The organism is Frigoribacterium sp. Leaf186, assembly GCF_001423905.1.
Taxonomy (GTDB): domain Bacteria; phylum Actinomycetota; class Actinomycetes; order Actinomycetales; family Microbacteriaceae; genus Frigoribacterium.
In genome coordinates, this window is sequence record NZ_LMPQ01000010.1 from 331,305 (window position 1) to 350,628 (window position 19,324).

Genomic DNA, 19,324 nt, shown 5'->3' on the forward strand with positions numbered 1-19,324 from the left:
GACGGCGGCCGCGGCACGGTTCCCCGTGCCGCGACCGCCGCCGCCCTCGTCGCCTGGGCGACTACGCCCTGCGGGAGGCGCGGTGTCGGCCCCCGAGGACCGCCCCACCCAGCGCCATCAACACGAGGGCGAGGGCGATCCAGCCCGCCACGGACTCGCTGCCCGTGTAGGCCAGTCGACCGTCGGCGGTCGGCACGGCCGAGACGGGACCCGTCGCACCGGGGCCGGTCACCCCGGGGACGGCGGGGTCGGCACCCGCACCGGGCGTCGTGCCGGGGTCGGTCACCGGCGGCACCGGGTCGACCTCGTCGGCGAGCAGCGACACCCCGACCACGACGGGGTCGTGGTCGCTCGAGCGGAACTGGTCGGGCTGGTAGAGCTGCTTCACGTTGTAGTTGAAGCGGCTGTACTCGAGGCCGACCGACTCGCCCGCGTTGATGTTCCAGATGTCCACGCCCGTGACGGCCTCGGCGGCGGCCGGCGAGGCGAGCACGTGGTCGAGCGACCCGCTGAGGCCGCTGAACACGTAGCTGTACTCGTCGGTGCCGGTCGAGCCGAGGTCGACGTAGCCCGCGGCCCGCAGCGCCTCGATGGGGTCCTCCTGGCTGTAGGCGTTGAAGTCGCCGAGCAGGAACACCTTGTCGGTGCCCACGGCGGCCTCGCGCTCGGCGGCGAACGCGACCAGGGCGTTCGCCTGGTTCACGCGCGAGGCGTTCGAGCCGCCCTGACCGTCACCGAGGTCGGCGTCCGGGCCCGAACCGCTGCCCTTCGACTTGAAGTGGTTCGCGATCGCGAGGATCGTCGACCCGGCGTCTCCCCCGACGGGCCGGAAGGCCTGGGCGAGCGGCTGGCGTGCGTTGCTGAAGGCGGCCGAACCGGTGAGGATCGTCGACCCGCCGACGGGCTCGACGACCGCCTTCTTGAAGATGAAGGCGAGACGGATGACGTCCTCGTTGGCGGGCAGCGCCTCCGGGGAGCGTGCGTAGTCCCAGACCTCGGAACCCGCTGCGGCGTTCAACGCACCGACCAGGGTCGCGAGCGCGGAGTCGCGGTCCTCGCCGAAGCGGGCCGAGTTCTCGATCTCCTCGAGCGAGACGACGTCGGCACCCAGGGCGTTGATTGCGGTGACGATCTTGACCTGCTGGCGCTCGAGGCTGGCGGCGTTCGCCGCACCGCGGGCGTCGCAGCCGCCGTCGACGGTCACGGGCACTCCCGCGCGGTCGGTGTAGTAGGTGCACCCGGCGAGCGAGTCGCCCGTCGTCGTGAAGTAGTTCAGCACGTTGAAGCTGGCGAGCCGCACGTCACCGCCCACCTCGAGCGGGGCGTCCGTGCGGACGTCCTCGAACGTGACCGGCAGGTCGCCGTAGGCGGTGTCGCCGGTCAGGCGTGCGGTCGGCTGGTACTTCCAGGCCGAGTTGCGGTAGTCGAAGACGACCGGCACGGTGAAGGCGACCGAGGCGCCCACGGTGACGGGGTCCTCGTTCGAGAGGTAGGGCACGGGGATCGACTGGTTCGCGGCGGTGAAGAAGTTCGTCGTCGCCCCGTCGTCGAGGGTGACGGCGCGAGCGGCGTTGTCGGCCACGACCGCGGCGAACTCGACGCTGCCCGGGCGGGCGACCTCGGTCGGCTGGATCAGCGGCCGGTCACCCGAGGCGAGCTTGACCTCGCCGTACTGGTTCGTCGTGTAGGTGTCCGCGACGGTGAACTCGCCCTGTGGCAGCACGAGCATGCTCTCGAGCGTCTCGCGCTGGGCGTCCGTGGCCGGCAGGCCGACGGTCGCCGCCTGCGGTGCCACGACGCCCGTCGCGTCGAGCGCCCGGAGCGACGACGCCCCGGTCACGGTGATCTGGGTCAGGCCGAAGAACTCGGTGACGGTGCCGTCCACCTCGACGTAGTCGCCGACGGCGACCGAGGAGGCGGTGCTCGCCGAGTACACGAACAGCGCGTCCGACGCGAGGTGCGTCGACAGGTCGAGCGCGCCTCCGGTGCCCGGCGTCTGGATGACGTAGCCGTTCAGGCCACCGGTGGGGTAGGTCGCCGTGACGACGCCGCGCGTGGTGACCGTGCGGCCGGCCAGCGGGCTCGTGTCGGAGACGCCCTGGATCTGCGCGACGGTGACGTCGGCCTCGGGGGTCGGCTCGGGCTGCGGCTCGGGGTCGGGCCCGGGCTCGGTGCCCGTGCCGCCCGAGTTCTGCGGCGTGACGGTGGTCTGGGTCGAGAAGTCGGCCGAGTTCACGTCGGTGTCCGCACCGTCCGTGCGGGCGAGCGAGTTGGGGACGCCGTTGGCACCCGTGACCGGTGCGACCGTCGTCTCGAAGGTGTTCGAGGCTCCGTAACCCAGCAGGTCGACGACGCCGGCGGTGCCGGCCGCGACCGACCCGGGGGCGAGCGTGAGGGGCTCGGCCTGGTCCGACAACACGACGGTGCCGGTCGTGCCGCTCGGGTTGAGCGACGCGGTCGCGTCGGGCGCCGGCAGGTCGGCACCCGTGGCCCCGTTGCCCGGGATCGCCACCAGGAAGTGCCCCTCGGCGGGGACGGTGCCGGCGAGGGCCGAGGTCGAGAAGGCCCCGGAGCCCGTGGCCGAGCGGTACTGCAGCGACCAGCCGGCGAGCGAGACCGACGCCGAGCTGGGGTTGTAGAGCTCGACGAACTTGCGGTTGAACGGCGCGTTCGCACTGCCGCCCTTGAAGTAGGCCTCGGCGATGACGACGCCGGAGCCGTCCGGAGCGGCGACGGCGGCGACCGGCACCAGGGGGCCGAGCAGCAGCGAGAGGCCGGCCACGAGGGCAGCGGCGCCCAGTGGGGTGTGTCGGGGTCGGGATGACATGGGTTCCTTCGGAGGTTCGGAAGAGGACCCTGTGAATCTACGTGCCCCACCCACCCGGGGGGTTTCCGACGTGTGTCTCCCAGGTAAACGACACCTGTTGCAGGAACGGCGAAGGGCCCGTCACCTCGCGGTGACGGGCCCTTCGTGCGGTGGCGCTGGGACTACTTCGCAGCCTCGTCGTCCGACTTGGCGGCGGCGTCGGCCTCGACCTCGTCGGCGGCAGCCGTCTCGGTCTCGGGCTCGACGGGAGCGGACTCCTCGACCGTCTCGGTCTCGTCGACGGGAGCCTCGGTGGGCTCGGCGACCGGGGCCGCGGCGGCGCTGGTCTTCGAGGACTTGACCTTGGGGGTCACGGGCTCGAGGACGAGCTCGATCGACACCATCGAGGCGTTGTCGCCCTTGCGGAAGCCGAGCTTCGTGATGCGGGTGTAGCCGCCGTCACGGTTCTCGACGAGGGGCGCGATCTCGGTGAAGAGGATGTGCGCGGCCTCTTTGTTGTTGCGGAGGGTCTGCATGGCACGGCGACGCGAGTGCAGGTCGCCACGCTTCGCGAAGGTCACGAGACGCTCGGCGACGGGACGGAGGCGCTTGGCCTTGGTCTCGGTCGTCTTGATCGTCTTGTGCTCGAAGAGCGAGGCGGCCAGGTTGGCCAGCATGAGGCGCTCGTGCGCCGGGCCGCCTCCGAGGCGGGGTCCCTTGGTGGGCTTGGGCATTGTCTGTTCCTAAAGGTGAGTCGAGAGTGGAGGGCGTCGGGCGGAGAGACCTAGTTGGTGGTCTCTTCTTCGTCGTAACCGCTGTAGAAGTGGGCTCCATCGAACCCGGGGACCGTGTCTTTCAGCGAGAGGCCGAGCTCGACGAGCTTGTCCTTCACCTCGTCCACCGACTTCTGACCGAAGTTGCGGATGTTCATCAGCTGGGTCTCGGAGAGGGCGACCAGCTCAGACACGGTGTTGATGCCCTCGCGCTTCAGGCAGTTGTAGCTGCGGACCGACAGGTCGAGGTCCTCGATCGGGGTCTGCAGCTCGCTCGACAGGACGGCGTCGACCGGCGCGGGGCCGATCTCGATGCCCTCGGCGGCGGTGTTCAGCTCGCGTGCGAGGCCGAACAGCTCGGTGAGCGTGCGACCGGCCGAGGCGATGGCGTCACGCGGCGAGATCGACGGCTTCGACTCGACGTCGACGACGAGACGGTCGAAGTCGGTGCGCTCACCGGCACGAGTCGCCTCGACGCGGTAGGTGACCTTGAGCACGGGCGAGTAGATCGAGTCGATCGGGATCTGACCGGCCTCGCTGAACTCGCTGCGGTTCTGCACGGCCGACACGTAGCCGCGGCCACGCTCGATCGTGAGCTCGAGCTCGAACTTCGCCTTGTCGTTCAAGGTGGCGATGACCAGCTCGGGGTTGTGGATCTCGACGCCGGCCGGAGCCGAGATGTCGGCGGCCGTGACCTGGCCGGCACCCTGCTTGCGCAGGTAAGCCGTGATGGGCTCGTCGTGCTCGCTGGCGACGACCAGCTGCTTGATGTTGAGGATGACCTCGGTGACGTCCTCTTTGACTCCGGGGACGGTCGTGAACTCGTGCAGCACGCCGTCGATGCGGATGCTGGTGACAGCAGCGCCGGGGATCGACGAGAGAAGCGTGCGGCGCAGCGAGTTGCCGAGGGTGTAACCGAAGCCGGGCTCGAGCGGCTCGATCACGAAACGGGAGCGGAACTCCGAGATGTTCTCCTCGGTGAGGGTGGGGCGCTGTGCAATGAGCACTGTGGATTCCTTTCGGCGAAGAGTCCGCTATATGACTCTTGGCGGTACGACAGGTGGCTGGCCCGTCGGGTCTGTTGAGTTGTGGGCGCCTCGGGCGAACACGCGGGAGGCGGTGCTGACGCGGGGGAGCCCGCCGCCCCCGAGGGCCCCGGTGACGGGGCCGACGTCGGGTGCGGCGGGCGTTGACTCAGTTAGACGCGACGACGCTTCGGCGGGCGGCAGCCGTTGTGCGCCTGGGGGGTGACGTCGTTGATCGAGCCCACCTCGAGGCCGGCGGCCTGGAGCGAGCGGATCGCCGTCTCGCGACCCGAACCCGGGCCCTTGACGAAGACGTCGACCTTCTTGACGCCGTGCTCCTGCGCCTGACGAGCGGCGGACTCGGCGGCGAGCTGCGCGGCGAAGGGGGTCGACTTGCGCGAACCCTTGAAGCCGACGGCGCCGGACGAGGCCCAGCTCAGGACGGCACCCGAGGGGTCGGTGATCGAGACGATCGTGTTGTTGAACGTGCTCTTGATGTGGGCCTGGCCCACGGCGACGTTCTTCTTCTCTTTGCGGCGGGGCTTGCGCGCGGCCGTCTTCGGTGCTGCCATTTTTTCTCCTACAACCTTGAGGGGCGTACGGCGGGAGCCGAGGCCTATCGAGCCTTCTTCTTGCCGGCGACGGTGCGCTTCGGGCCCTTGCGGGTACGAGCGTTCGTCTTGGTGCGCTGGCCGCGGACGGGCAGGCCGCGGCGGTGGCGGATGCCCTCGTAGCTGCCGATCTCGACCTTGCGGCGGATGTCGGCGGCCACCTCGCGGCGGAGGTCACCTTCGACCTTGTAGTTGCCCTCGATGTAGTCGCGGAGCAGGACGAGCTGGTCGTCCGTGAGGTCCTTGACGCGGATGTTCCCGTCGATCTCGGTCTCGGCGAGAGTCTTCAGCGCGCTGGTGCGGCCGACTCCGTAGATGTAGGTCAGTGCGACTTCGACGCGCTTGTCGCGCGGGATGTCAACGCCTGCTAGACGTGCCATGATGGCCTCTTTTCAGAGATGGTGGAGGTCTGTCACAGCACCGGTGCCCGGGCCTCCGACCCGGGGTGTCCCCCGCCTCCGACCACCCGAGGGCGGACGTGACGAGTTCTGGTGCTGCTGGGATGGTGTTGCGGAGTGACCCGGGCTGGCCGGGTCGGCATCGGCACGCCGCCTGCGCGGCGGTCGAGTCAGCCCTGGCGCTGTTTGTGGCGCGGGTTGCTCTTGCAGATGACCATGACGTTGCCCTTGCGGCGGATGACCTTGCAGTGCTCGCAGATGGGCTTGACGCTGGGGTTGACCTTCATTGCTGATTCCTTGATCTCGCTGGCTTCGTGCCCCACGGGTGCGTGGGGCCGTTCCTTTCCAGCACGCCCTACTTGTAGCGGTAGACGATCCGGCCGCGGGTCAGGTCGTAGGGGCTGAGCTCCACGATCACACGGTCTTCGGGGAGGATGCGGATGTAGTGCTGCCGCATCTTTCCGGAGATGTGCGCGAGGACCCTGTGTCCGTTGGTCAACTCAACGCGGAACATCGCGTTGGGCAGAGCTTCGATCACTGCGCCTTCGATTTCGATGACACCGTCTTTTTTGGCCATAGCCTCACTGTCGCTAAGAATAGGGGTGTTGGTCGTGCGGGGATGCGGTGCCCAGGCGCGCGGAAACGCACACGGAACACCAAAGGTCGATCTTATGCGATGCCGGTATAGTTCAGCAACCCGGCCGGTCAACCCGACACGCCGGAGCATCCGACGACCGCCGCCGGCCACCCCGCCCGTCGTGCACCCGGGTGCCGACCACGACTGCCGGGAGCACCATGCCTGAACGCCCGACCACCGCCTCCTCGCCCCGAGGCGTCGCCCGCCACGGTCGCCTTCGTCGCCGCGGGCCCGGCCGCATGCTGCTCGGGCTCGTCGCCGGTGCCACGGCCGTGGTCCTCGTGAGCGGGGCGTCCGTCGCGGCGATCGCCGTCCGGACGGCGACCTCCGGGGTGCAGACCGTCTCGCTCGGCAACGAGGACGACGTGCAGGGGGTCGACATCTCGGCGATCGAGGGCGGCGCCAACATCCTGCTGGTGGGCAGCGACGAACGGGACGACGGCAGCCAGGTCGACGCGGGCGAGGTGGACGGCGTGCGCAACGACGTGACGATCCTGGCCCACCTCTCGGCGGACCACACCCAGCTGACGGCCGTGAGCTTCCCCCGTGACCTGATGATCGACGTGCCCGAGTGCGTGGGCGACGACGGCCAGGTGTATCCGGCCGAGGACCACGTGCAGTTCAACACGACGCTCGGCCGCGGCGGGCTGTCGTGCACCGTCAAGACCGTCGAGACCCTCACCGGTCTCGCCGTCCCCTACGCGGGCACGATCACCTTCGACGGCGTCATCGAGATGTCGAACGCCATCGGCGGCGTCGACGTCTGTGTGACGCGCACCATCCGCGACACCGACTCGGGCATCGACCTCACCGCGGGCACCCACACCCTGCAGGGCGCCGAGGCCCTCGCGTTCCTCCGCACCCGGCACGGCGTGGGCGACGGCAGCGACATCGCCCGCATCAGCTCTCAGCAGGTCTTCCTGTCGTCGATGATGCGCAAGATCATCTCGGGCGGAACGCTGGGCGACGTGACCACGCTCTACAAGTTGGCCTCCGCCGCACTGAGCAACATGACGCTGTCGTCGAGCCTCGGCTCCCCCGACACCCTCGTCCGGTTGGCACTGGCCCTCAAGGACATCCAGCCGGCGGGCATCGTGTTCGTCCAGTACCCGGTCGTCGACGATCCGCGTGACCCCAACCGGGTCGTCGAGTCCACGACCGACGCGGCCGCCCTCAACGCCGCCCTCAACGCCGACGAGAAGTTCGTGCTCGGCGACGACAGCGCCGGGCGGGGTTCGGTCTCGGACGGCACGGCGCCGGCCGAGACGACGACGCCCGCCGTGCCTGCCCAGACCGCCTCGCCCTCCGACTCCGCCTCCGCCTCTGGGGCGCCGGTCGACCCGGCGGCGACCACGGCGCCGACGACCACCCTGCCGTCGACCATCACGGGGCAATCGGCCGCCGAGGCGACCTGCAGCGTCGGTTCGTCCCGCTGAGCCGGCCCGCGCCTCCCGGCCTCACGGCCGGCGACCTCATCGACCGCACCCCAGGGGATGAGGAGGCGCGGCTCAGGCGATCGGGACGGGCGTCACGCCCAGCGGCGCCAGGCCGGCCGCACCACCGTCGTCTGCCGTGAGCACCCAGATGCCGTCCGCGTGCACCGCCACGGAGTGCTCCCAGTGCGCGGCCAGCGACCCGTCGCGCGTGCTGACCGTCCACTCGTCGTCGTGTGTGAGGGTGTCGATGCCGCCGGTCGTGACCATGGGCTCGATGGCGATCACGAGGCCCGGACGCACGGCGGGGCCGCGACCGCGGACGCGGTAGTTGAAGACGGGAGGGTCTTCGTGCATGGACCGCCCGATGCCGTGACCGGTGTAGTCCTCGACGATGCCGAAGTCGCCCTGCGAGTCGATGTGGTCCTCGATCGCGGCGCCGACCTCGTTGAGGTGGGACGCGGAGGCCAGGGCGGCGATGCCGTGCCAGAGCGATGCCTCGGTCACGTCGTTCAACCGGCGCCGCTCGGCGACCACGTCGGGTCGATCGGGGTCGTCGAGCACGAAGGTGCGGGCGCTGTCGCCGTTCCAGCCCTCGAACTGGGCGCCGCTGTCGACGGACACGAGGTCACCGGGCACCAGCACCCGCGGACCGGGGATGCCGTGGACGACCTCGTCGTTGACCGACGCGCACACCGTGTGCCGGTAACCCGGCACCAGCATGAAGTTCGGCTCGCCGCCGCCTTCTCGGATCACGGCCTCGGCGACGGCGTCCAGCTCGAGGGTCGACGCCCCGGGGCGCACGGCGGCGGCCACGGCGTCGAGCGACGCCGACGTCAGGAGGCCCGGTCGGACGAGCCGACGGAGTTCGTCGGGTGTCTTGTAGACACCGGAGCGGCGGAACGCCACGAGGTCAGGACGCCGAGGCGACGGGCGAGAAGCCGCGGTGGGCCAGGGCAGTCTCGATGCGCCCGGCGACCTCGTCGACGCTGCCGAGCCCGTCGACCTCGACCAGCAGGCCGCGGTCACGGTACGTGTCGATCAGCGGGGCGGTCTCGCGCAGGTAGACGTCTTGACGGTGGCGGATGGCGTCCTCGGTGTCGTCCGAACGGCCCTGCTCGACCGCACGGCGCTGCAGGCGCTCGACGATCTCGTCTCGGTCGGCGACGAGCTGGACCACGGTGGTCAGGGCCTGGCCCTGTTCGGCGAGGTGCTCGTCGAGGAACTCGACCTGCTGCAGGGTGCGCGGGTACCCGTCGAGCAAGAAGCCCTCGGACGCATCGGGCTGCGACAGCCGGTCGGAGATGAGTTCGTTCGTGAGACTGTCGGGCACGTAGTCCCCGGCGTCGAGGATGGCCTTGACCTTCACGCCGAGCTCGGTCTCGTTCTTGACGTTGGCCCGGAAGATGTCACCCGTCGAGATCGCCGGGATTCCCAGCGACTCGGCGATGGCGACCGCCTGCGTGCCCTTGCCGGCCCCGGGAGGGCCGACGATCAGGAGGCGCGGGCTGGGTCGCATCTCAGCCGCACTCATCGGAGCAGGCCCTCGTAGTGACGCTGCTGCAGCTGCGAGTCGATCTGCTTGACCGTCTCGAGGCCGACGCCGACGATGATCAGGATGCTCGCGCCTCCGAAGGGGAAGTTCTGGTTGGCACCGACGGTGGCGAGGGCGATCAGCGGGATGAGTGCGATGATGCCGAGGTACAGGGCACCCGGCAGGGTGACGCGGGTCAGCACGTAGTCGAGGTACTCGGCCGTGGGGCGGCCGGCACGGATGCCGGGGATGAACCCGCCGTACTTCTTCATGTTGTCGGCGACCTCTTCGGGGTTGAAGGTGATCGCGACGTAGAAGTACGTGAACCCGACGATGAGCGCGAAGTACAGCACCATGTAGAGCGGGTTGTCGCCCGAGGTGAGGTTCGCCTGCACCCAGCTGACCCAGGCCGGCGGAGCCGTGCCATCGGAGGGCTGGTTGAACTGGGCGACCAGGGCAGGCAGGTAGAGCAACGACGAGGCGAAGATGACCGGCACGACGCCCGCCATGTTGACCTTGATCGGGATGTAGGTGTTGTTGCCGCCGTACGTCCGCCGCCCGACCATGCGTTTGGCGTACTGGACGGGAATGCGCCGCTGCGACTGTTCGACGAAGACCACGAGCGCCATGATCACCAGACCGACGGCGATCACGAGCAGGAAGATCTCGAAGCTGCGCGACTGGGCGATGCTCCAGAGGGCGGTCGGGAAGCGAGCGGCGATCGACGTGAAGATCAGCAGCGACATGCCGTTGCCGATGCCGCGCTCGGTGATGAGCTCACCCATCCACATGATGAGGCCGGTGCCGGCGGTCATGGTGACGACCATCAGCATCACGGCGTACCAGGCGTCGTTCGTGATGAGCTGGCTGCACTCGGCGATGCCGGACGAACCGAAGAGGGCACCGGAACGTGCCACGGTGATCAGGGTGGTCGACTGCAGGACGCCCAGGGCGATGGTGAGGTACCGCGTGTACTGCGTGAGCTTCGCCTGCCCGGACTGGCCCTCTTTGTACAGGGTGTCGAAGTGCGGGATGACCACGCGCAACAGCTGCACGATGATCGACGACGTGATGTAGGGCATGATGCCCAGCGCGAAGACCGACAGCTGCAGCAGGGCGCCGCCGCTGAACAGGTTGACGAGCTCGTAGAGACCCGACGTGCCCTGGTTGCCGGCGAGGCAGGCCTGGACGTTCTGGTAGTCGACGAACGGCGCGGGGATGAAGCTACCCAGCCGGAAGAGCGCGATGATGCCGAGCGTGAACCCGATCTTGCGACGCAGGTCGGGGGTGCGCATGATGCGCGCGACAGCTCTGAACACGTGGGGCCTCCCGGTATGAAGGATAGACGACTGATGGGGGTGGCCCTGGCGGACCACCCCCTCAGGTGATTTTTACTTGCTGACGGACCCGCCGGCGGCGACGATCTTGTCTTCGGCGGAACCGGAGACCTTGTCGACCGCGACGGTGAGCGCGACGCTCAGGTCGCCCTGCCCGAGGACCTTGACCTTCTCGTTCTTCCGGACGGCACCCTTGGCGACGAGGTCACCGACGGTGACGTCACCACCCTGCGGGTACAGCTCGTTGAGCTTCTCGAGGTTGACCACCTGGTACTCGACGCGGAACGGGTTCTTGAACCCGCGCAGCTTCGGAGTGCGCATGTGGAGCGGCATCTGGCCACCCTCGAAACCGACCTTGACCTGGTACCGGGCCTTCTGACCCTTGGTGCCACGACCGGCCGTCTTGCCCTTCGAGCCCTCACCACGGCCGACGCGCGTCTTCGCCTTCTTGGCACCGGGAGCCGGACGAAGGTGGTGCACCTTGAGCACCTGGGGACGCGCGACGTCGTCGGAGGACGTCGTCGAGGCGGGAGCGGCCTTGGTGGTCGAACCCGTCGACGCGGCGGCCTTCTCGGCAGCCGGCTTCTTGGCGGCTGCCTTGGAGGCAGCAGCCTTGGTGGTCGTCGCCTTGGGGGCGGCGGCCTTCTTCGGGGCGGCCTTCGCGGCGGCCTCGTTCTTCTCGTCAGCCATTAGTCAATCTCCTCGACCTTCACGAGGTGGGCGACCGTGTTGACGTAGCCGCGGTTCTGCTTGGTGTCCTCGCGAACGACCGACTGGCCGATGCGCTTGAGGCCCAGGCTCCGCAGCGTGTCACGCTGGTTCTGCTTCTCGCTGATTACGGACTTGATCTGGGTCACCTTGAGGTTGGCGGCCATCAGGCACCTGCCTTCTCGGTCGCGGCGGTACGAGCTGCCTGCTCGGCACGGACCATGAAGGCCGGCATGACAGCGTCGATGTCGAGTCCACGACGGGCGGCGACTGCGCGGGGCTCTTCGAGCTGCTGCAGCGCCTCGACCGTGGCGTGGACGATGTTGATCGTGTTCGACGAACCGAGCGACTTGCTCAGGACGTCGTGCACGCCGGCGCACTCGAGCACGGCGCGGACGGGACCACCGGCGATGACACCGGTACCGGCCGAGGCCGGACGCAGCATGACGACGCCGGCAGCGGCCTCACCCTGCACGGGGTGCGGGATCGTGTTGCCGATGCGCGGGACGCGGAAGAAGTTCTTCTTGGCCTCTTCGACGCCCTTGCTGATGGCCGTGGGGACCTCGCGGGCCTTGCCGTAGCCGACACCGACGAGGCCGTTGCCGTCACCGACGACGACGAGCGCGGTGAAGCTGAAGCGACGACCGCCCTTGACGACCTTCGAGACGCGGTTGATGGTGACGACGCGCTCCAGGAACTGGCTCTTGTCGTCACGGTCGCCGCGTCCGCGGCCGCCCTGGTTGCGGTCTCCGCGACCCTGGCCGCCACGGCGGTCGGTGCGACCACCCTCGCGGTTGTTGGACTCCGAGCCGGCAGCGGTCTCGACGGGACGTTCGACGACGGCCTCGGCCGGTGCCTTGGTCGCTTCGCCCTCTGCGGGGGGAGTGGTGTTCGTAGCGTCGCTCACAGGTTCAAACCAGCCTCTCGGGCGCCTTCGGCGATGGCCGCGACGCGTCCGGCGTACTTGTTGCCGCCGCGATCGAACACGACGGCCTCGATGCCCGCGGCCTTCGCGCGCTCGGCGACGAGCTCGCCGACCTTGCGGGACTTCGCGGTCTTGTCACCGTCGAACGTGCGCAGGTCGGCCTCGAGGGTCGATGCGCTGGCGACGGTGAAGCCCTTGCTGTCGTCCACGACCTGCACGAAGACGTGCCGGGCCGAACGGGTGACGACGAGACGGGGGCGCTCTTCGGTGCCCACGACCTTCTTGCGCAGGCGGGTGTGACGGCGCTTGGTGGCAGCCGACTTGCTTTTTCCTCGTGTACCGAGACCCATGATTACTTACCTGACTTTCCGGCCTTGCGGCGGACGACCTCGCCGGCGTAGCGGACACCCTTGCCCTTGTAGGGCTCGGGCTTGCGCAGCTTGCGGATGTTGGCAGCCATCTCGCCGACGGCCTGCTTGTCGATCCCGACGACGGTGAGCTTGTTGTTGCCCTCGACCGTGAAGCTGATGCCCGCGGGCGGCTCGACGGTGATGGGGTGCGAGTAGCCCAGGGCGAACTCGACGTTCGAGCCCTTGGCCTGGACGCGGTAGCCGGTTCCGACGACCTCGAGGCCCTTGGTGTAGCCCTCGGTGACGCCGATGATCTGGTTGGCGATGAGGGTGCGCGTGAGGCCGTGGAGCGAACGCGACTCGCGCTCGTCGTCCGGACGGGTCACGACGACCGTGCCTTCTTCGATCTTGGCTTCGATGGGGCTCTTGACGACGAGCGACAGCTCACCCTTGGGGCCCTTGACGCTGACGGCCTGGCCGTCGATCTTCACGTCGACCCCGGCAGGGATCGAGATGGGGAGTCTTCCGATTCGAGACATGACGAGTTACCACACGTAGGCGAGGACTTCTCCGCCTACGCCCTTCTTCTGGGCCTCACGGTCGGTCAGCAGACCGGAGGAAGTCGACAGGATGGCGACGCCGAGGCCGCCGAGCACCTGGGGGATCTCGGTCGACTTGGCATAGACGCGGAGGCCCGGCTTCGACACGCGCTTGATGCCCTTGATGGAGCGCTCACGGGCGGGGCCGTACTTGAGGTCGATCGTGAGGGTCTGGCCCACGCGGGCGTCTTCGACCTTCCACGACTCGATGAAACCCTCACGCTTGAGGATCTCGGCGATGTGGGACTTGAGCTTGCTGCTCGGGAGCGACACGGTCTCGTGGAAAGCCGAGTTCGCGTTGCGCAGTCTGGTCAGCAGGTCTGCGACCGGATCTGTCATCGTCATGCGGTTTGTCACTTTCTCGTCCGGTTTCGACATCCGGTACACCGGGTGCCGACCTGGGCGATCGATTGGTCGACGAGCGGTTCTCGTCGACCTCAGGGGAACGGCCGGCAACCCTACGAGAGAGTTGCCGACCGGACGATCTTAGTTGGCCGAGTCGGCCGAACGGAACGGGAAGCCCAGCGCCTTGAGCAGCGCGCGACCCTCGTCGTCGTTCTTGGCGGTCGTGACGACGGTGATGTCGAAGCCACGGACGCGGTCGATGCGGTCCTGGTCGATCTCGTGGAACATGCTCTGCTCGTTGAGACCGAAGGTGTAGTTGCCGTTGCCGTCGAACTGGCGGTCGCTGAGACCGCGGAAGTCGCGGATGCGCGGCAGCGCCAGCGAGAGCAGACGATCGAGGAACTCCCAGGCGCGGTCGCCACGAAGCGTGACGTGCGCACCGATGGGCTGACCCTCACGCAGCTTGAACTGCGCGATGGACTTGCGTGCCTTGGTGACCTGGGGCTTCTGGCCTGTGATGGCCGTGAGGTCCTTGATGGCACCGTCGATGATCTTGCTGTCGCGAGCGGCCTCGCCGACACCGGTGTTGACGACGATCTTCACGAGTCCGGGCACCTGGTGCACGTTCGTGAAGCCGAAGTCCGACTTCAGCTGCGGGAGGATCTCGGCGCGGTACTTGGCCTTGAGCCGCGGCTGGCTCGTACCAGCCTGCGTGGTGGTGTCGGTCATCAGAGGTTCTCACCAGACTTCTTGGCGTAACGGACGCGAACGGTCTTGGACACGCCGTCCTTGGTGACCGTCTCTTCGCGGAAGCCGACGCGGGTCGGCTTCTTGGTCTTGGGGTCGACTACGGCGACGTTCGAGACGTGGATCGGTGCCTCGTGGGTCTCGATGCCACCCGTCTTGGAGCCGCGCTGCGTCTGACCGACGCGAACGTGCTTGGTGACGAAGTTCACGCCTTCGACGACCACGCGGTTGCGCTCAACCAGCACCTCGAGGACCTTGCCCTGCTTGCCACGGTCTCCGCCGCGGGCCTGCGAGGCACCGGTGATGACCTGCACGAGGTCACCCTTCTTGATGTTTGCCATGACTTAGATAACCTCCGGCGCCAGCGAGATGATCTTCATGAACTTCTTGTCGCGGAGCTCGCGACCGACCGGTCCGAAGATGCGGGTTCCGCGGGGGTCTCCGTCGGCCTTCAGGATCACTGCGGCGTTCTCGTCGAACTTGATGTAAGAGCCGTCCGGACGACGGACCTCTTTCTTGGTGCGAACGATGACGGCCTTGACGACGTCACCCTTCTTCACGTTGCCACCGGGGATGGCGTCCTTCACCGTGGCGACGATGACGTCACCCAGGCCGGCGTAACGACGGCCGGAGCCACCGAGCACACGGATGGTGAGGATCTCTTTCGCCCCGGTGTTGTCCGCGATCTTGAGGCGGGATTCTTGCTGAATCACTTGTGTCTCCTTCTACGCAAGCAGGCCGCGAGGCCTACTTCGCCTTCTCGAGGATCTCGACCAGGCGCCAGCGCTTCGTGGCGCTGAGCGGACGGGTCTCGCTGATCACGACGAGGTCGCCGACGCCGGCCGCGTTGGCCTCGTCGTGGACCTTGACCTTGGACGTGCGGCGGATGACCTTGCCGTACAGGGGGTGCTTCACGCGGTCCTCGACCTCGACGACGATGGTCTTCTCCATCTTGTCGCTGGTCACGTAACCGCGACGCGTCTTGCGGTAGCCGCGGACCTCGACGGCAGCCGAGTCGACCTCGGTCTTGTTCTCGGTGGCCATTACTTGCTCTCCTCGGCGGTCTCGTCGGCCGTCTCGACCGGCTTGTCAGCCTTCTTGGTCGACTTCTTGGCGGCCTTGGGGGCCGCCTCGACCGGGGCGGGGGTGGCACGGATGCCGAGCTCGCGCTCACGCAGGACCGTGTAGATGCGAGCGATGTCGCGCTTCACGGCACGCAGGCGGCCGTGGCTCTCGAGCTGGCCGGTGGCCGACTGGAAGCGGAGGTTGAAGAGTTCTTCCTTCGCCTTCTTCAGCTCATCGACGAGACGCTCGTCTTCGAATGTGTCGAGCTCGACAGGACGGAGCTCCTTGGAACCGATCGCCATTATGCGTCGCCCTCCTCGCGCTTGATGATGCGTGCCTTGAGGGGCAGCTTGTGGATTGCGCGAGTGAGCGCCTCTTTGGCGATCTCCTCGCTCACGCCGCTGAGCTCGAAGAGCACGCGACCCGGCTTGACGTTCGCGACCCACCACTCGGGCGAGCCCTTGCCGGAACCCATGCGGGTCTCGGCGGGCTTCTTCGTGAGCGGACGGTCGGGGTAGATGTTGATCCACACCTTTCCGCCACGCTTGATGTGACGCGTCATGGCGATGCGAGCGGACTCGATCTGACGGTTGGTCACGTAAGCGGGCGTGAGGGCCTGGATGCCGTACTCACCGAAGCTGACCTTGGTGCCACCAGTGGCCTGGCCGGTACGGCCGGGGTGGTGCTGCTTGCGGTGCTTGACACGACGGGGGATAAGCATGGTTACGCCTCAGCTCCTGTGGTGGCGGGTGCCTTCTGCTCGCGGGGAGCGCGGTCGCCCCCGCCGCGGCGGGCGCCGTCACGGTCGTTGCGGCGCTCGGGGCGAGACGACTTCTGGTTCGCCTGCTCGCGCGCGAGCTCCTTGTTGGTGATGTCGCCCTTGTAGATCCAGACCTTGACACCGATGCGACCGAAGGTGGTCTTGGCCTCGTAGAAGCCGTAGTCGATGTTGGCGCGGAGCGTGTGCAGGGGGACGCGGCCCTCGCGGTAGAACTCGGAGCGGCTCATCTCGGCGCCGCCGAGACGACCGGACACCTGGATGCGGACACCCTTGGCGCCGGCACGCTGAGCGCCCTGGAGCCCCTTGCGCATCGCACGACGGAACGCCACGCGAGCAGCGAGCTGCTCGGCGATGCCCTGGGCGACGAGCTGGGCCTCGGCCTCGGGGTTCTTGACCTCGAGGATGTTCAGCTGGATCTGCTTGCTCGTGAGCTTCTCGAGGTCGCCGCGGATGCGCTCGGCCTCGGCGCCACGACGACCGATCACGATGCCCGGACGGGCGGTGTGGATGTCGACGCGGACGCGGTCACGGGTGCGCTCGATCTCGATCTTGGCCACGCCGGCGCGGTCGAGCGAGGTCTTGAGCAGGGTGCGGATCTTGACGTCCTCGGCGACGTAGTCGCTGTAACGCTGTCCCGGCTTGGTGCTGTCGGTGAACCACCGCGACACGTGGTCGGTGGTGATGCCCAGACGGAAGCCGTACGGGTTGACCTTCTGGCCCATTACTTGCTCGCCTTCTTCGTAGCGTCGGCAGCCTCGACCTCATCCGGCGTCGCGAGGACGATCGTGATGTGGCTGGTGCGCTTCAGGATCTTGAAGGCGCGGCCCTGTGCACGCGGCTGGAACCGCTTGAGGGTGGCGCCCTGGTCGACGAATGCACGACTGACGTACAGGTCCTGCTCGTCGAGGTAGCTGTTCGAGGCGTCCGCCTTGACCCGTGCGTTGGCCATGGCCGAGGCGACGAGCTTGTAGACGGGCTCGCTGGCGCCCTGGGGTGCGAACTTCAGGATCGCCAGTGCCTCGGTGGCCTGCTTGCCGCGGATCAGGTTGACGACACGACGGGCCTTCATGGGGGTGACGCGGATGTGACGCACGCGTGCGATCGACTCCACCATTTCTCTCCTCCTTCACGTCGCCGCGTTAGCGGCGACGACCCTTCTTGTCGTCCTTCACGTGACCACGGAAGGTGCGGGTGGGCGCGAACTCACCGAGCTTGTGGCCGATCATGCTCTCGGTCACGAACACGGGGATGTGCTTGCGTCCGTCGTGCACGGCGATGGTGTGCCCCAGCATGTTGGGGACGATCATCGATCGGCGCGACCAGGTCTTGATGACGTTCTTGGTGCTGGCCTCGTTCTGCGAGACGACCTTGCGAAGCAGGTGGTCGTCAACGAAGGGGCCCTTCTTAAGACTGCGTGGCATCTTCTACAACTCCTACTTACGCTTCTTGCCAGCGTTACGACGACGGACGATGAGCTTGTCGCTCTCTTTGTTGGGGTGACGCGTGCGGCCCTCTTTCTGGCCCCACGGGCTGACCGGGTGGCGTCCACCGGAGGTCTTGCCCTCACCACCACCGTGCGGGTGGTCGACGGGGTTCATCGCGACACCACGGACGGTCGGGCGGACGCCCTTCCAGCGCATGCGGCCGGCCTTGCCCCAGTTGATGTTCGACTGCTCGGCGTTGCCGACCTCGCCGATCGTGGCGCGGCAGCGGGCGTCGACGTTGCGGACCTCGCCCGACGGCAGACGCAGCTGCGCGTAGGGGCCGTCCTTGGCGACGAGACGCACCGAAGCGCCGGCCGAGCGGGCCATCTTCGCGCCGCCACCGGGCTTGAGCTCGATGGCGTGGATGACGGTACCGACCGGGATGTTCTTGAGCGGCAGGTTGTTGCCGGGCTTGATGTCGGCGCCGGGACCCGACTCGACGACGTCGCCCTGCTTCAGCTTGTTCGGCGCGATGATGTAGCGCTTGGTGCCGTCCAGGAAGTGCAGGAGCGCGATGCGAGCCGTGCGGTTGGGGTCGTACTCGATGTGCGCGACCTTGGCGTTGACGCCGTCCTTGTCGTTGCGACGGAAGTCGATGACACGGTACTGGCGCTTGTGTCCACCACCGATGTGACGGGTCGTGATGCGACCGGCGTTGTTGCGACCGCCGGACTTCGAGAGGGGGCGCAGCAGCGACTTCTCGGGCGTCGACCGGGTGATCTCCGCGAAGTCGGCGACCGACGAACCGCGGCGACCCGGGGTCGTGGGCTTGTAGTTACGAATTGCCATGATTTATGCCTCTGCTCCCTAGCCGACAGCCGTGAAGATGTCGATGGAACCGGACTTCAGCGTGACGATGGCGCGCTTGGTGTCCTTGCGCTTGCCGGTGCCGAAGCGGGTGCGACGGGTCTTGCCCGTTCGGTTGAGCGTGTTGATGCTGTCGACCTTGACGTCGAAGATCTTCTCGATGGCGAGCTTGATCTCGGTCTTGTTCGAACGCGGGTCCACGAGGAAGGTGTACTTGCCCTGGTCGATCAGGGAGTAGCTCTTCTCGGAGACGACGGGCGCGATGATGACGTCGCGGGGGTCTTTTCCGTAGCCGGTCATGCGGTGGCCTCCTTCTTGGTCTTCGAGGCGACGAAGCCGTCGAAGGCGCTCTTCGTGAAGACGATGTCGTCGCTGACGAGGACGTCGTAGGCGTTCAGCTGGTCGAACGTGATCACGTGGACCGTGGGCACGTTGCGGACGCTCTTGAGCGTCAGCGTGTCGTCGCGGTCGGTGACGATCAGCACGTGCTTGCTCGAGGCGATCGACGCGAGCAGCTCGAGGGCGACCTTGGTCGAGATCGAGTCGGCGACGAAGCTCTCGACGACGTGGACGCGGGCGCCACGGGCACGGTCGGACAACGCACCGAGCAGGGCTGCGGCGATCATCTTCTTGGGGGTGCGCTGGGCGTAGTCACGGGGCTGCGGACCGTGGACGATGCCACCGCCGGTCATCTGAGGAGCGCGGATCGAACCCTGACGGGCGCGGCCGGTGCCCTTCTGCTTGAACGGCTTGCGGCCGGCGCCGGAGACCTCGCCGCGACGCTTGGTCTTGTGCGTGCCCTGACGTGCGGCGGCCTGCTGGGCGACGACGACCTGGTGGATGAGCGGGACGTTCGTGACGACGTCGAACAGTTCGACGGGGAGCTCGACCGTGCTGGTCTTCTGGCCCTTGGCGTCGACGACGTCGACCGAAGCGGCCGATGCGGTAGTGGTGGCCAT

Annotated in this window: 29 protein-coding genes; 1 reads left to right on the forward strand and 28 read right to left on the reverse strand. The window is 67.8% G+C overall.

Going from position 1 to position 19,324, the window contains the following annotated elements; translation table 11 throughout:
- Nucleotides 1-61: 61 nt before the first annotated feature.
- The 7 genes from ASG05_RS08240 to infA form a co-directional block, all read right to left on the reverse strand.
- Nucleotides 62-2,827: an ExeM/NucH family extracellular endonuclease gene (locus ASG05_RS08240; protein WP_082486561.1), complete on the reverse strand. Its 2,766-nt coding sequence runs from the start codon at nt 2,825-2,827 to the stop codon at nt 62-64.
- Nucleotides 2,828-2,988: 161 nt separating this feature from the next.
- Nucleotides 2,989-3,540, reverse strand: a complete 552-nt coding sequence (gene rplQ, locus ASG05_RS08245; protein ID WP_056259698.1) for a 50S ribosomal protein L17 — start codon at nt 3,538-3,540, stop codon at nt 2,989-2,991.
- Between the two features lie 50 nt (nt 3,541-3,590).
- Entirely contained in the window at nt 3,591-4,586 is a 996-nt protein-coding gene (locus ASG05_RS08250; RefSeq protein WP_043593322.1) for a DNA-directed RNA polymerase subunit alpha, read from the reverse strand.
- A gap of 191 nt (nt 4,587-4,777) precedes the next feature.
- Nucleotides 4,778-5,176 carry a 30S ribosomal protein S11 gene (gene rpsK, locus ASG05_RS08255; RefSeq protein ID WP_043593323.1) on the reverse strand — a complete coding sequence of 133 codons (399 nt, stop codon included), beginning with the start codon at nt 5,174-5,176 and terminating at the stop codon, nt 4,778-4,780.
- 44 nt (nt 5,177-5,220) lie between these two features.
- Nucleotides 5,221-5,595 (reverse strand): 30S ribosomal protein S13, encoded by a 375-nt coding sequence (gene rpsM, locus ASG05_RS08260; RefSeq protein ID WP_043593325.1) that lies wholly within the window; start codon nt 5,593-5,595, stop codon nt 5,221-5,223.
- 188 nt (nt 5,596-5,783) lie between these two features.
- Entirely contained in the window at nt 5,784-5,900 is a 117-nt protein-coding gene (rpmJ, locus tag ASG05_RS08265; RefSeq protein WP_043593327.1) for a 50S ribosomal protein L36, read from the reverse strand.
- A gap of 68 nt (nt 5,901-5,968) precedes the next feature.
- The gene (gene infA / locus ASG05_RS08270; RefSeq protein ID WP_043593329.1) at nt 5,969-6,190 is read right to left on the reverse strand and encodes a translation initiation factor IF-1; all 222 of its coding nucleotides are present in this window, start codon (nt 6,188-6,190) and stop codon (nt 5,969-5,971) included.
- Nucleotides 6,191-6,408: 218 nt separating this feature from the next.
- On the opposite strand from infA, the gene ASG05_RS08275 reads away from it, so the two are divergent.
- Nucleotides 6,409-7,686, forward strand: a complete 1,278-nt coding sequence (locus ASG05_RS08275; protein ID WP_082486562.1) for an LCP family protein — start codon at nt 6,409-6,411, stop codon at nt 7,684-7,686.
- Nucleotides 7,687-7,758: 72 nt separating this feature from the next.
- On the opposite strand, the gene map is transcribed toward ASG05_RS08275, so the two are convergent.
- From map to rplD, 21 genes are all read right to left on the reverse strand, one after another.
- The gene (map, locus tag ASG05_RS08280; protein WP_056259701.1) at nt 7,759-8,592 is read right to left on the reverse strand and encodes a type I methionyl aminopeptidase; all 834 of its coding nucleotides are present in this window, start codon (nt 8,590-8,592) and stop codon (nt 7,759-7,761) included.
- A gap of 4 nt (nt 8,593-8,596) precedes the next feature.
- Nucleotides 8,597-9,217, reverse strand: a complete 621-nt coding sequence (locus tag ASG05_RS08285) for an adenylate kinase (RefSeq protein WP_235491440.1) — start codon at nt 9,215-9,217, stop codon at nt 8,597-8,599.
- Nucleotides 9,214-10,536, reverse strand: coding sequence for a preprotein translocase subunit SecY (secY, locus tag ASG05_RS08290; protein ID WP_056259704.1), 1,323 nt, complete (start codon nt 10,534-10,536; stop codon nt 9,214-9,216). Before secY ends, ASG05_RS08285 begins: the two co-directional genes overlap by 4 nt.
- A 72-nt stretch (nt 10,537-10,608) precedes the next feature.
- Complete coding sequence (rplO, locus tag ASG05_RS08295; RefSeq protein WP_082486563.1) at nt 10,609-11,244, reverse strand: 50S ribosomal protein L15; 636 nt, start codon at nt 11,242-11,244, stop codon at nt 10,609-10,611.
- Entirely contained in the window at nt 11,244-11,429 is a 186-nt protein-coding gene (rpmD, locus tag ASG05_RS08300; protein WP_043593338.1) for a 50S ribosomal protein L30, read from the reverse strand. The genes rplO and rpmD overlap by 1 nt, the downstream gene beginning before the upstream one ends.
- Nucleotides 11,429-12,169, reverse strand: a complete 741-nt coding sequence (rpsE, locus tag ASG05_RS08305; RefSeq protein ID WP_056259706.1) for a 30S ribosomal protein S5 — start codon at nt 12,167-12,169, stop codon at nt 11,429-11,431. The genes rpmD and rpsE overlap by 1 nt, the downstream gene beginning before the upstream one ends.
- Nucleotides 12,166-12,537 (reverse strand): 50S ribosomal protein L18, encoded by a 372-nt coding sequence (gene rplR, locus ASG05_RS08310; protein WP_043593341.1) that lies wholly within the window; start codon nt 12,535-12,537, stop codon nt 12,166-12,168. Before rplR ends, rpsE begins: the two co-directional genes overlap by 4 nt.
- Nucleotides 12,538-12,539: 2 nt before the next feature.
- Entirely contained in the window at nt 12,540-13,076 is a 537-nt protein-coding gene (gene rplF / locus ASG05_RS08315; protein ID WP_043593343.1) for a 50S ribosomal protein L6, read from the reverse strand.
- A 6-nt stretch (nt 13,077-13,082) separates the two neighbouring features.
- Nucleotides 13,083-13,481: a 30S ribosomal protein S8 gene (gene rpsH, locus ASG05_RS08320; protein ID WP_043593344.1), complete on the reverse strand. Its 399-nt coding sequence runs from the start codon at nt 13,479-13,481 to the stop codon at nt 13,083-13,085.
- A gap of 141 nt (nt 13,482-13,622) precedes the next feature.
- A complete protein-coding gene (gene rplE / locus ASG05_RS08325) occupies nt 13,623-14,210 on the reverse strand; it encodes a 50S ribosomal protein L5 (protein WP_056259708.1) in 588 nt (195 codons plus the stop codon).
- Nucleotides 14,210-14,569: a 50S ribosomal protein L24 gene (rplX, locus tag ASG05_RS08330; RefSeq protein ID WP_043593348.1), complete on the reverse strand. Its 360-nt coding sequence runs from the start codon at nt 14,567-14,569 to the stop codon at nt 14,210-14,212. Before rplX ends, rplE begins: the two co-directional genes overlap by 1 nt.
- 3 nt (nt 14,570-14,572) lie before the next feature.
- Nucleotides 14,573-14,941 (reverse strand): 50S ribosomal protein L14, encoded by a 369-nt coding sequence (gene rplN, locus ASG05_RS08335; RefSeq protein ID WP_043593350.1) that lies wholly within the window; start codon nt 14,939-14,941, stop codon nt 14,573-14,575.
- A gap of 34 nt (nt 14,942-14,975) precedes the next feature.
- Nucleotides 14,976-15,272, reverse strand: a complete 297-nt coding sequence (gene rpsQ / locus ASG05_RS08340; RefSeq protein ID WP_056259710.1) for a 30S ribosomal protein S17 — start codon at nt 15,270-15,272, stop codon at nt 14,976-14,978.
- Complete coding sequence (gene rpmC / locus ASG05_RS08345; RefSeq protein WP_056259712.1) at nt 15,272-15,595, reverse strand: 50S ribosomal protein L29; 324 nt, start codon at nt 15,593-15,595, stop codon at nt 15,272-15,274. Before rpmC ends, rpsQ begins: the two co-directional genes overlap by 1 nt.
- Nucleotides 15,595-16,014: a 50S ribosomal protein L16 gene (gene rplP, locus ASG05_RS08350; protein ID WP_056259714.1), complete on the reverse strand. Its 420-nt coding sequence runs from the start codon at nt 16,012-16,014 to the stop codon at nt 15,595-15,597. Before rplP ends, rpmC begins: the two co-directional genes overlap by 1 nt.
- Nucleotides 16,015-16,016: 2 nt before the next feature.
- Complete coding sequence (rpsC, locus tag ASG05_RS08355; RefSeq protein WP_043593357.1) at nt 16,017-16,796, reverse strand: 30S ribosomal protein S3; 780 nt, start codon at nt 16,794-16,796, stop codon at nt 16,017-16,019.
- Entirely contained in the window at nt 16,796-17,188 is a 393-nt protein-coding gene (gene rplV / locus ASG05_RS08360; protein WP_056259716.1) for a 50S ribosomal protein L22, read from the reverse strand. Before rplV ends, rpsC begins: the two co-directional genes overlap by 1 nt.
- A 25-nt stretch (nt 17,189-17,213) precedes the next feature.
- Complete coding sequence (rpsS, locus tag ASG05_RS08365) at nt 17,214-17,495, reverse strand: 30S ribosomal protein S19 (protein WP_043593360.1); 282 nt, start codon at nt 17,493-17,495, stop codon at nt 17,214-17,216.
- 12 nt (nt 17,496-17,507) lie between these two features.
- Nucleotides 17,508-18,347: a 50S ribosomal protein L2 gene (gene rplB, locus ASG05_RS08370; protein ID WP_056259718.1), complete on the reverse strand. Its 840-nt coding sequence runs from the start codon at nt 18,345-18,347 to the stop codon at nt 17,508-17,510.
- An 18-nt stretch (nt 18,348-18,365) separates the two neighbouring features.
- Nucleotides 18,366-18,665, reverse strand: coding sequence for a 50S ribosomal protein L23 (gene rplW, locus ASG05_RS08375; RefSeq protein WP_056259719.1), 300 nt, complete (start codon nt 18,663-18,665; stop codon nt 18,366-18,368).
- Complete coding sequence (gene rplD, locus ASG05_RS08380) at nt 18,662-19,324, reverse strand: 50S ribosomal protein L4 (RefSeq protein ID WP_043593365.1); 663 nt, start codon at nt 19,322-19,324, stop codon at nt 18,662-18,664. The genes rplW and rplD overlap by 4 nt, the downstream gene beginning before the upstream one ends.

Bases quoted from the DNA above. Each gene is read 5' to 3' on its own strand.
- rpsM (WP_043593325.1), bottom strand. From the start codon at position 5,595: ATGGCACGTCTAGCAGGCGTTGACATCCCGCGCGACAAGCGCGTCGAA.
- rplD (WP_043593365.1), bottom strand. From the start codon at position 19,324: ATGGCCACCACTACCGCATCGGCCGCTTCGGTCGACGTCGTCGACGCC.
- rplV (WP_056259716.1), bottom strand. From the start codon at position 17,188: ATGGTGGAGTCGATCGCACGCGTGCGTCACATCCGCGTCACCCCCATG.
- rpsH (WP_043593344.1), bottom strand. From the start codon at position 13,481: ATGACGATGACAGATCCGGTCGCAGACCTGCTGACCAGACTGCGCAAC.
- rpmJ (WP_043593327.1), bottom strand. From the start codon at position 5,900: ATGAAGGTCAACCCCAGCGTCAAGCCCATCTGCGAGCACTGCAAGGTC.
- rpsK (WP_043593323.1), bottom strand. From the start codon at position 5,176: ATGGCAGCACCGAAGACGGCCGCGCGCAAGCCCCGCCGCAAAGAGAAG.
- rpsC (WP_043593357.1), bottom strand. From the start codon at position 16,796: ATGGGCCAGAAGGTCAACCCGTACGGCTTCCGTCTGGGCATCACCACC.
- infA (WP_043593329.1), bottom strand. From the start codon at position 6,190: ATGGCCAAAAAAGACGGTGTCATCGAAATCGAAGGCGCAGTGATCGAA.
- ASG05_RS08240 (WP_082486561.1), bottom strand. From the start codon at position 2,827: ATGTCATCCCGACCCCGACACACCCCACTGGGCGCCGCTGCCCTCGTG.
- rplR (WP_043593341.1), bottom strand. From the start codon at position 12,537: ATGGGTCTCGGTACACGAGGAAAAAGCAAGTCGGCTGCCACCAAGCGC.
- rplF (WP_043593343.1), bottom strand. From the start codon at position 13,076: ATGTCTCGAATCGGAAGACTCCCCATCTCGATCCCTGCCGGGGTCGAC.
- rpsS (WP_043593360.1), bottom strand. From the start codon at position 17,495: ATGCCACGCAGTCTTAAGAAGGGCCCCTTCGTTGACGACCACCTGCTT.
- rplE (WP_056259708.1), bottom strand. From the start codon at position 14,210: ATGACCGACACCACCACGCAGGCTGGTACGAGCCAGCCGCGGCTCAAG.
- rplX (WP_043593348.1), bottom strand. From the start codon at position 14,569: ATGGCAAACATCAAGAAGGGTGACCTCGTGCAGGTCATCACCGGTGCC.
- ASG05_RS08285 (WP_235491440.1), bottom strand. From the start codon at position 9,217: ATGAGTGCGGCTGAGATGCGACCCAGCCCGCGCCTCCTGATCGTCGGC.
- rplP (WP_056259714.1), bottom strand. From the start codon at position 16,014: ATGCTTATCCCCCGTCGTGTCAAGCACCGCAAGCAGCACCACCCCGGC.
- rplB (WP_056259718.1), bottom strand. From the start codon at position 18,347: ATGGCAATTCGTAACTACAAGCCCACGACCCCGGGTCGCCGCGGTTCG.
- rpmD (WP_043593338.1), bottom strand. From the start codon at position 11,429: ATGGCCGCCAACCTCAAGGTGACCCAGATCAAGTCCGTAATCAGCGAG.
- rpmC (WP_056259712.1), bottom strand. From the start codon at position 15,595: ATGGCGATCGGTTCCAAGGAGCTCCGTCCTGTCGAGCTCGACACATTC.
- rplW (WP_056259719.1), bottom strand. From the start codon at position 18,665: ATGACCGGCTACGGAAAAGACCCCCGCGACGTCATCATCGCGCCCGTC.
- ASG05_RS08275 (WP_082486562.1), top strand. From the start codon at position 6,409: ATGCCTGAACGCCCGACCACCGCCTCCTCGCCCCGAGGCGTCGCCCGC.
- rplQ (WP_056259698.1), bottom strand. From the start codon at position 3,540: ATGCCCAAGCCCACCAAGGGACCCCGCCTCGGAGGCGGCCCGGCGCAC.
- rpsQ (WP_056259710.1), bottom strand. From the start codon at position 15,272: ATGGCCACCGAGAACAAGACCGAGGTCGACTCGGCTGCCGTCGAGGTC.
- rplO (WP_082486563.1), bottom strand. From the start codon at position 11,244: ATGGCTGACGAGAAGAACGAGGCCGCCGCGAAGGCCGCCCCGAAGAAG.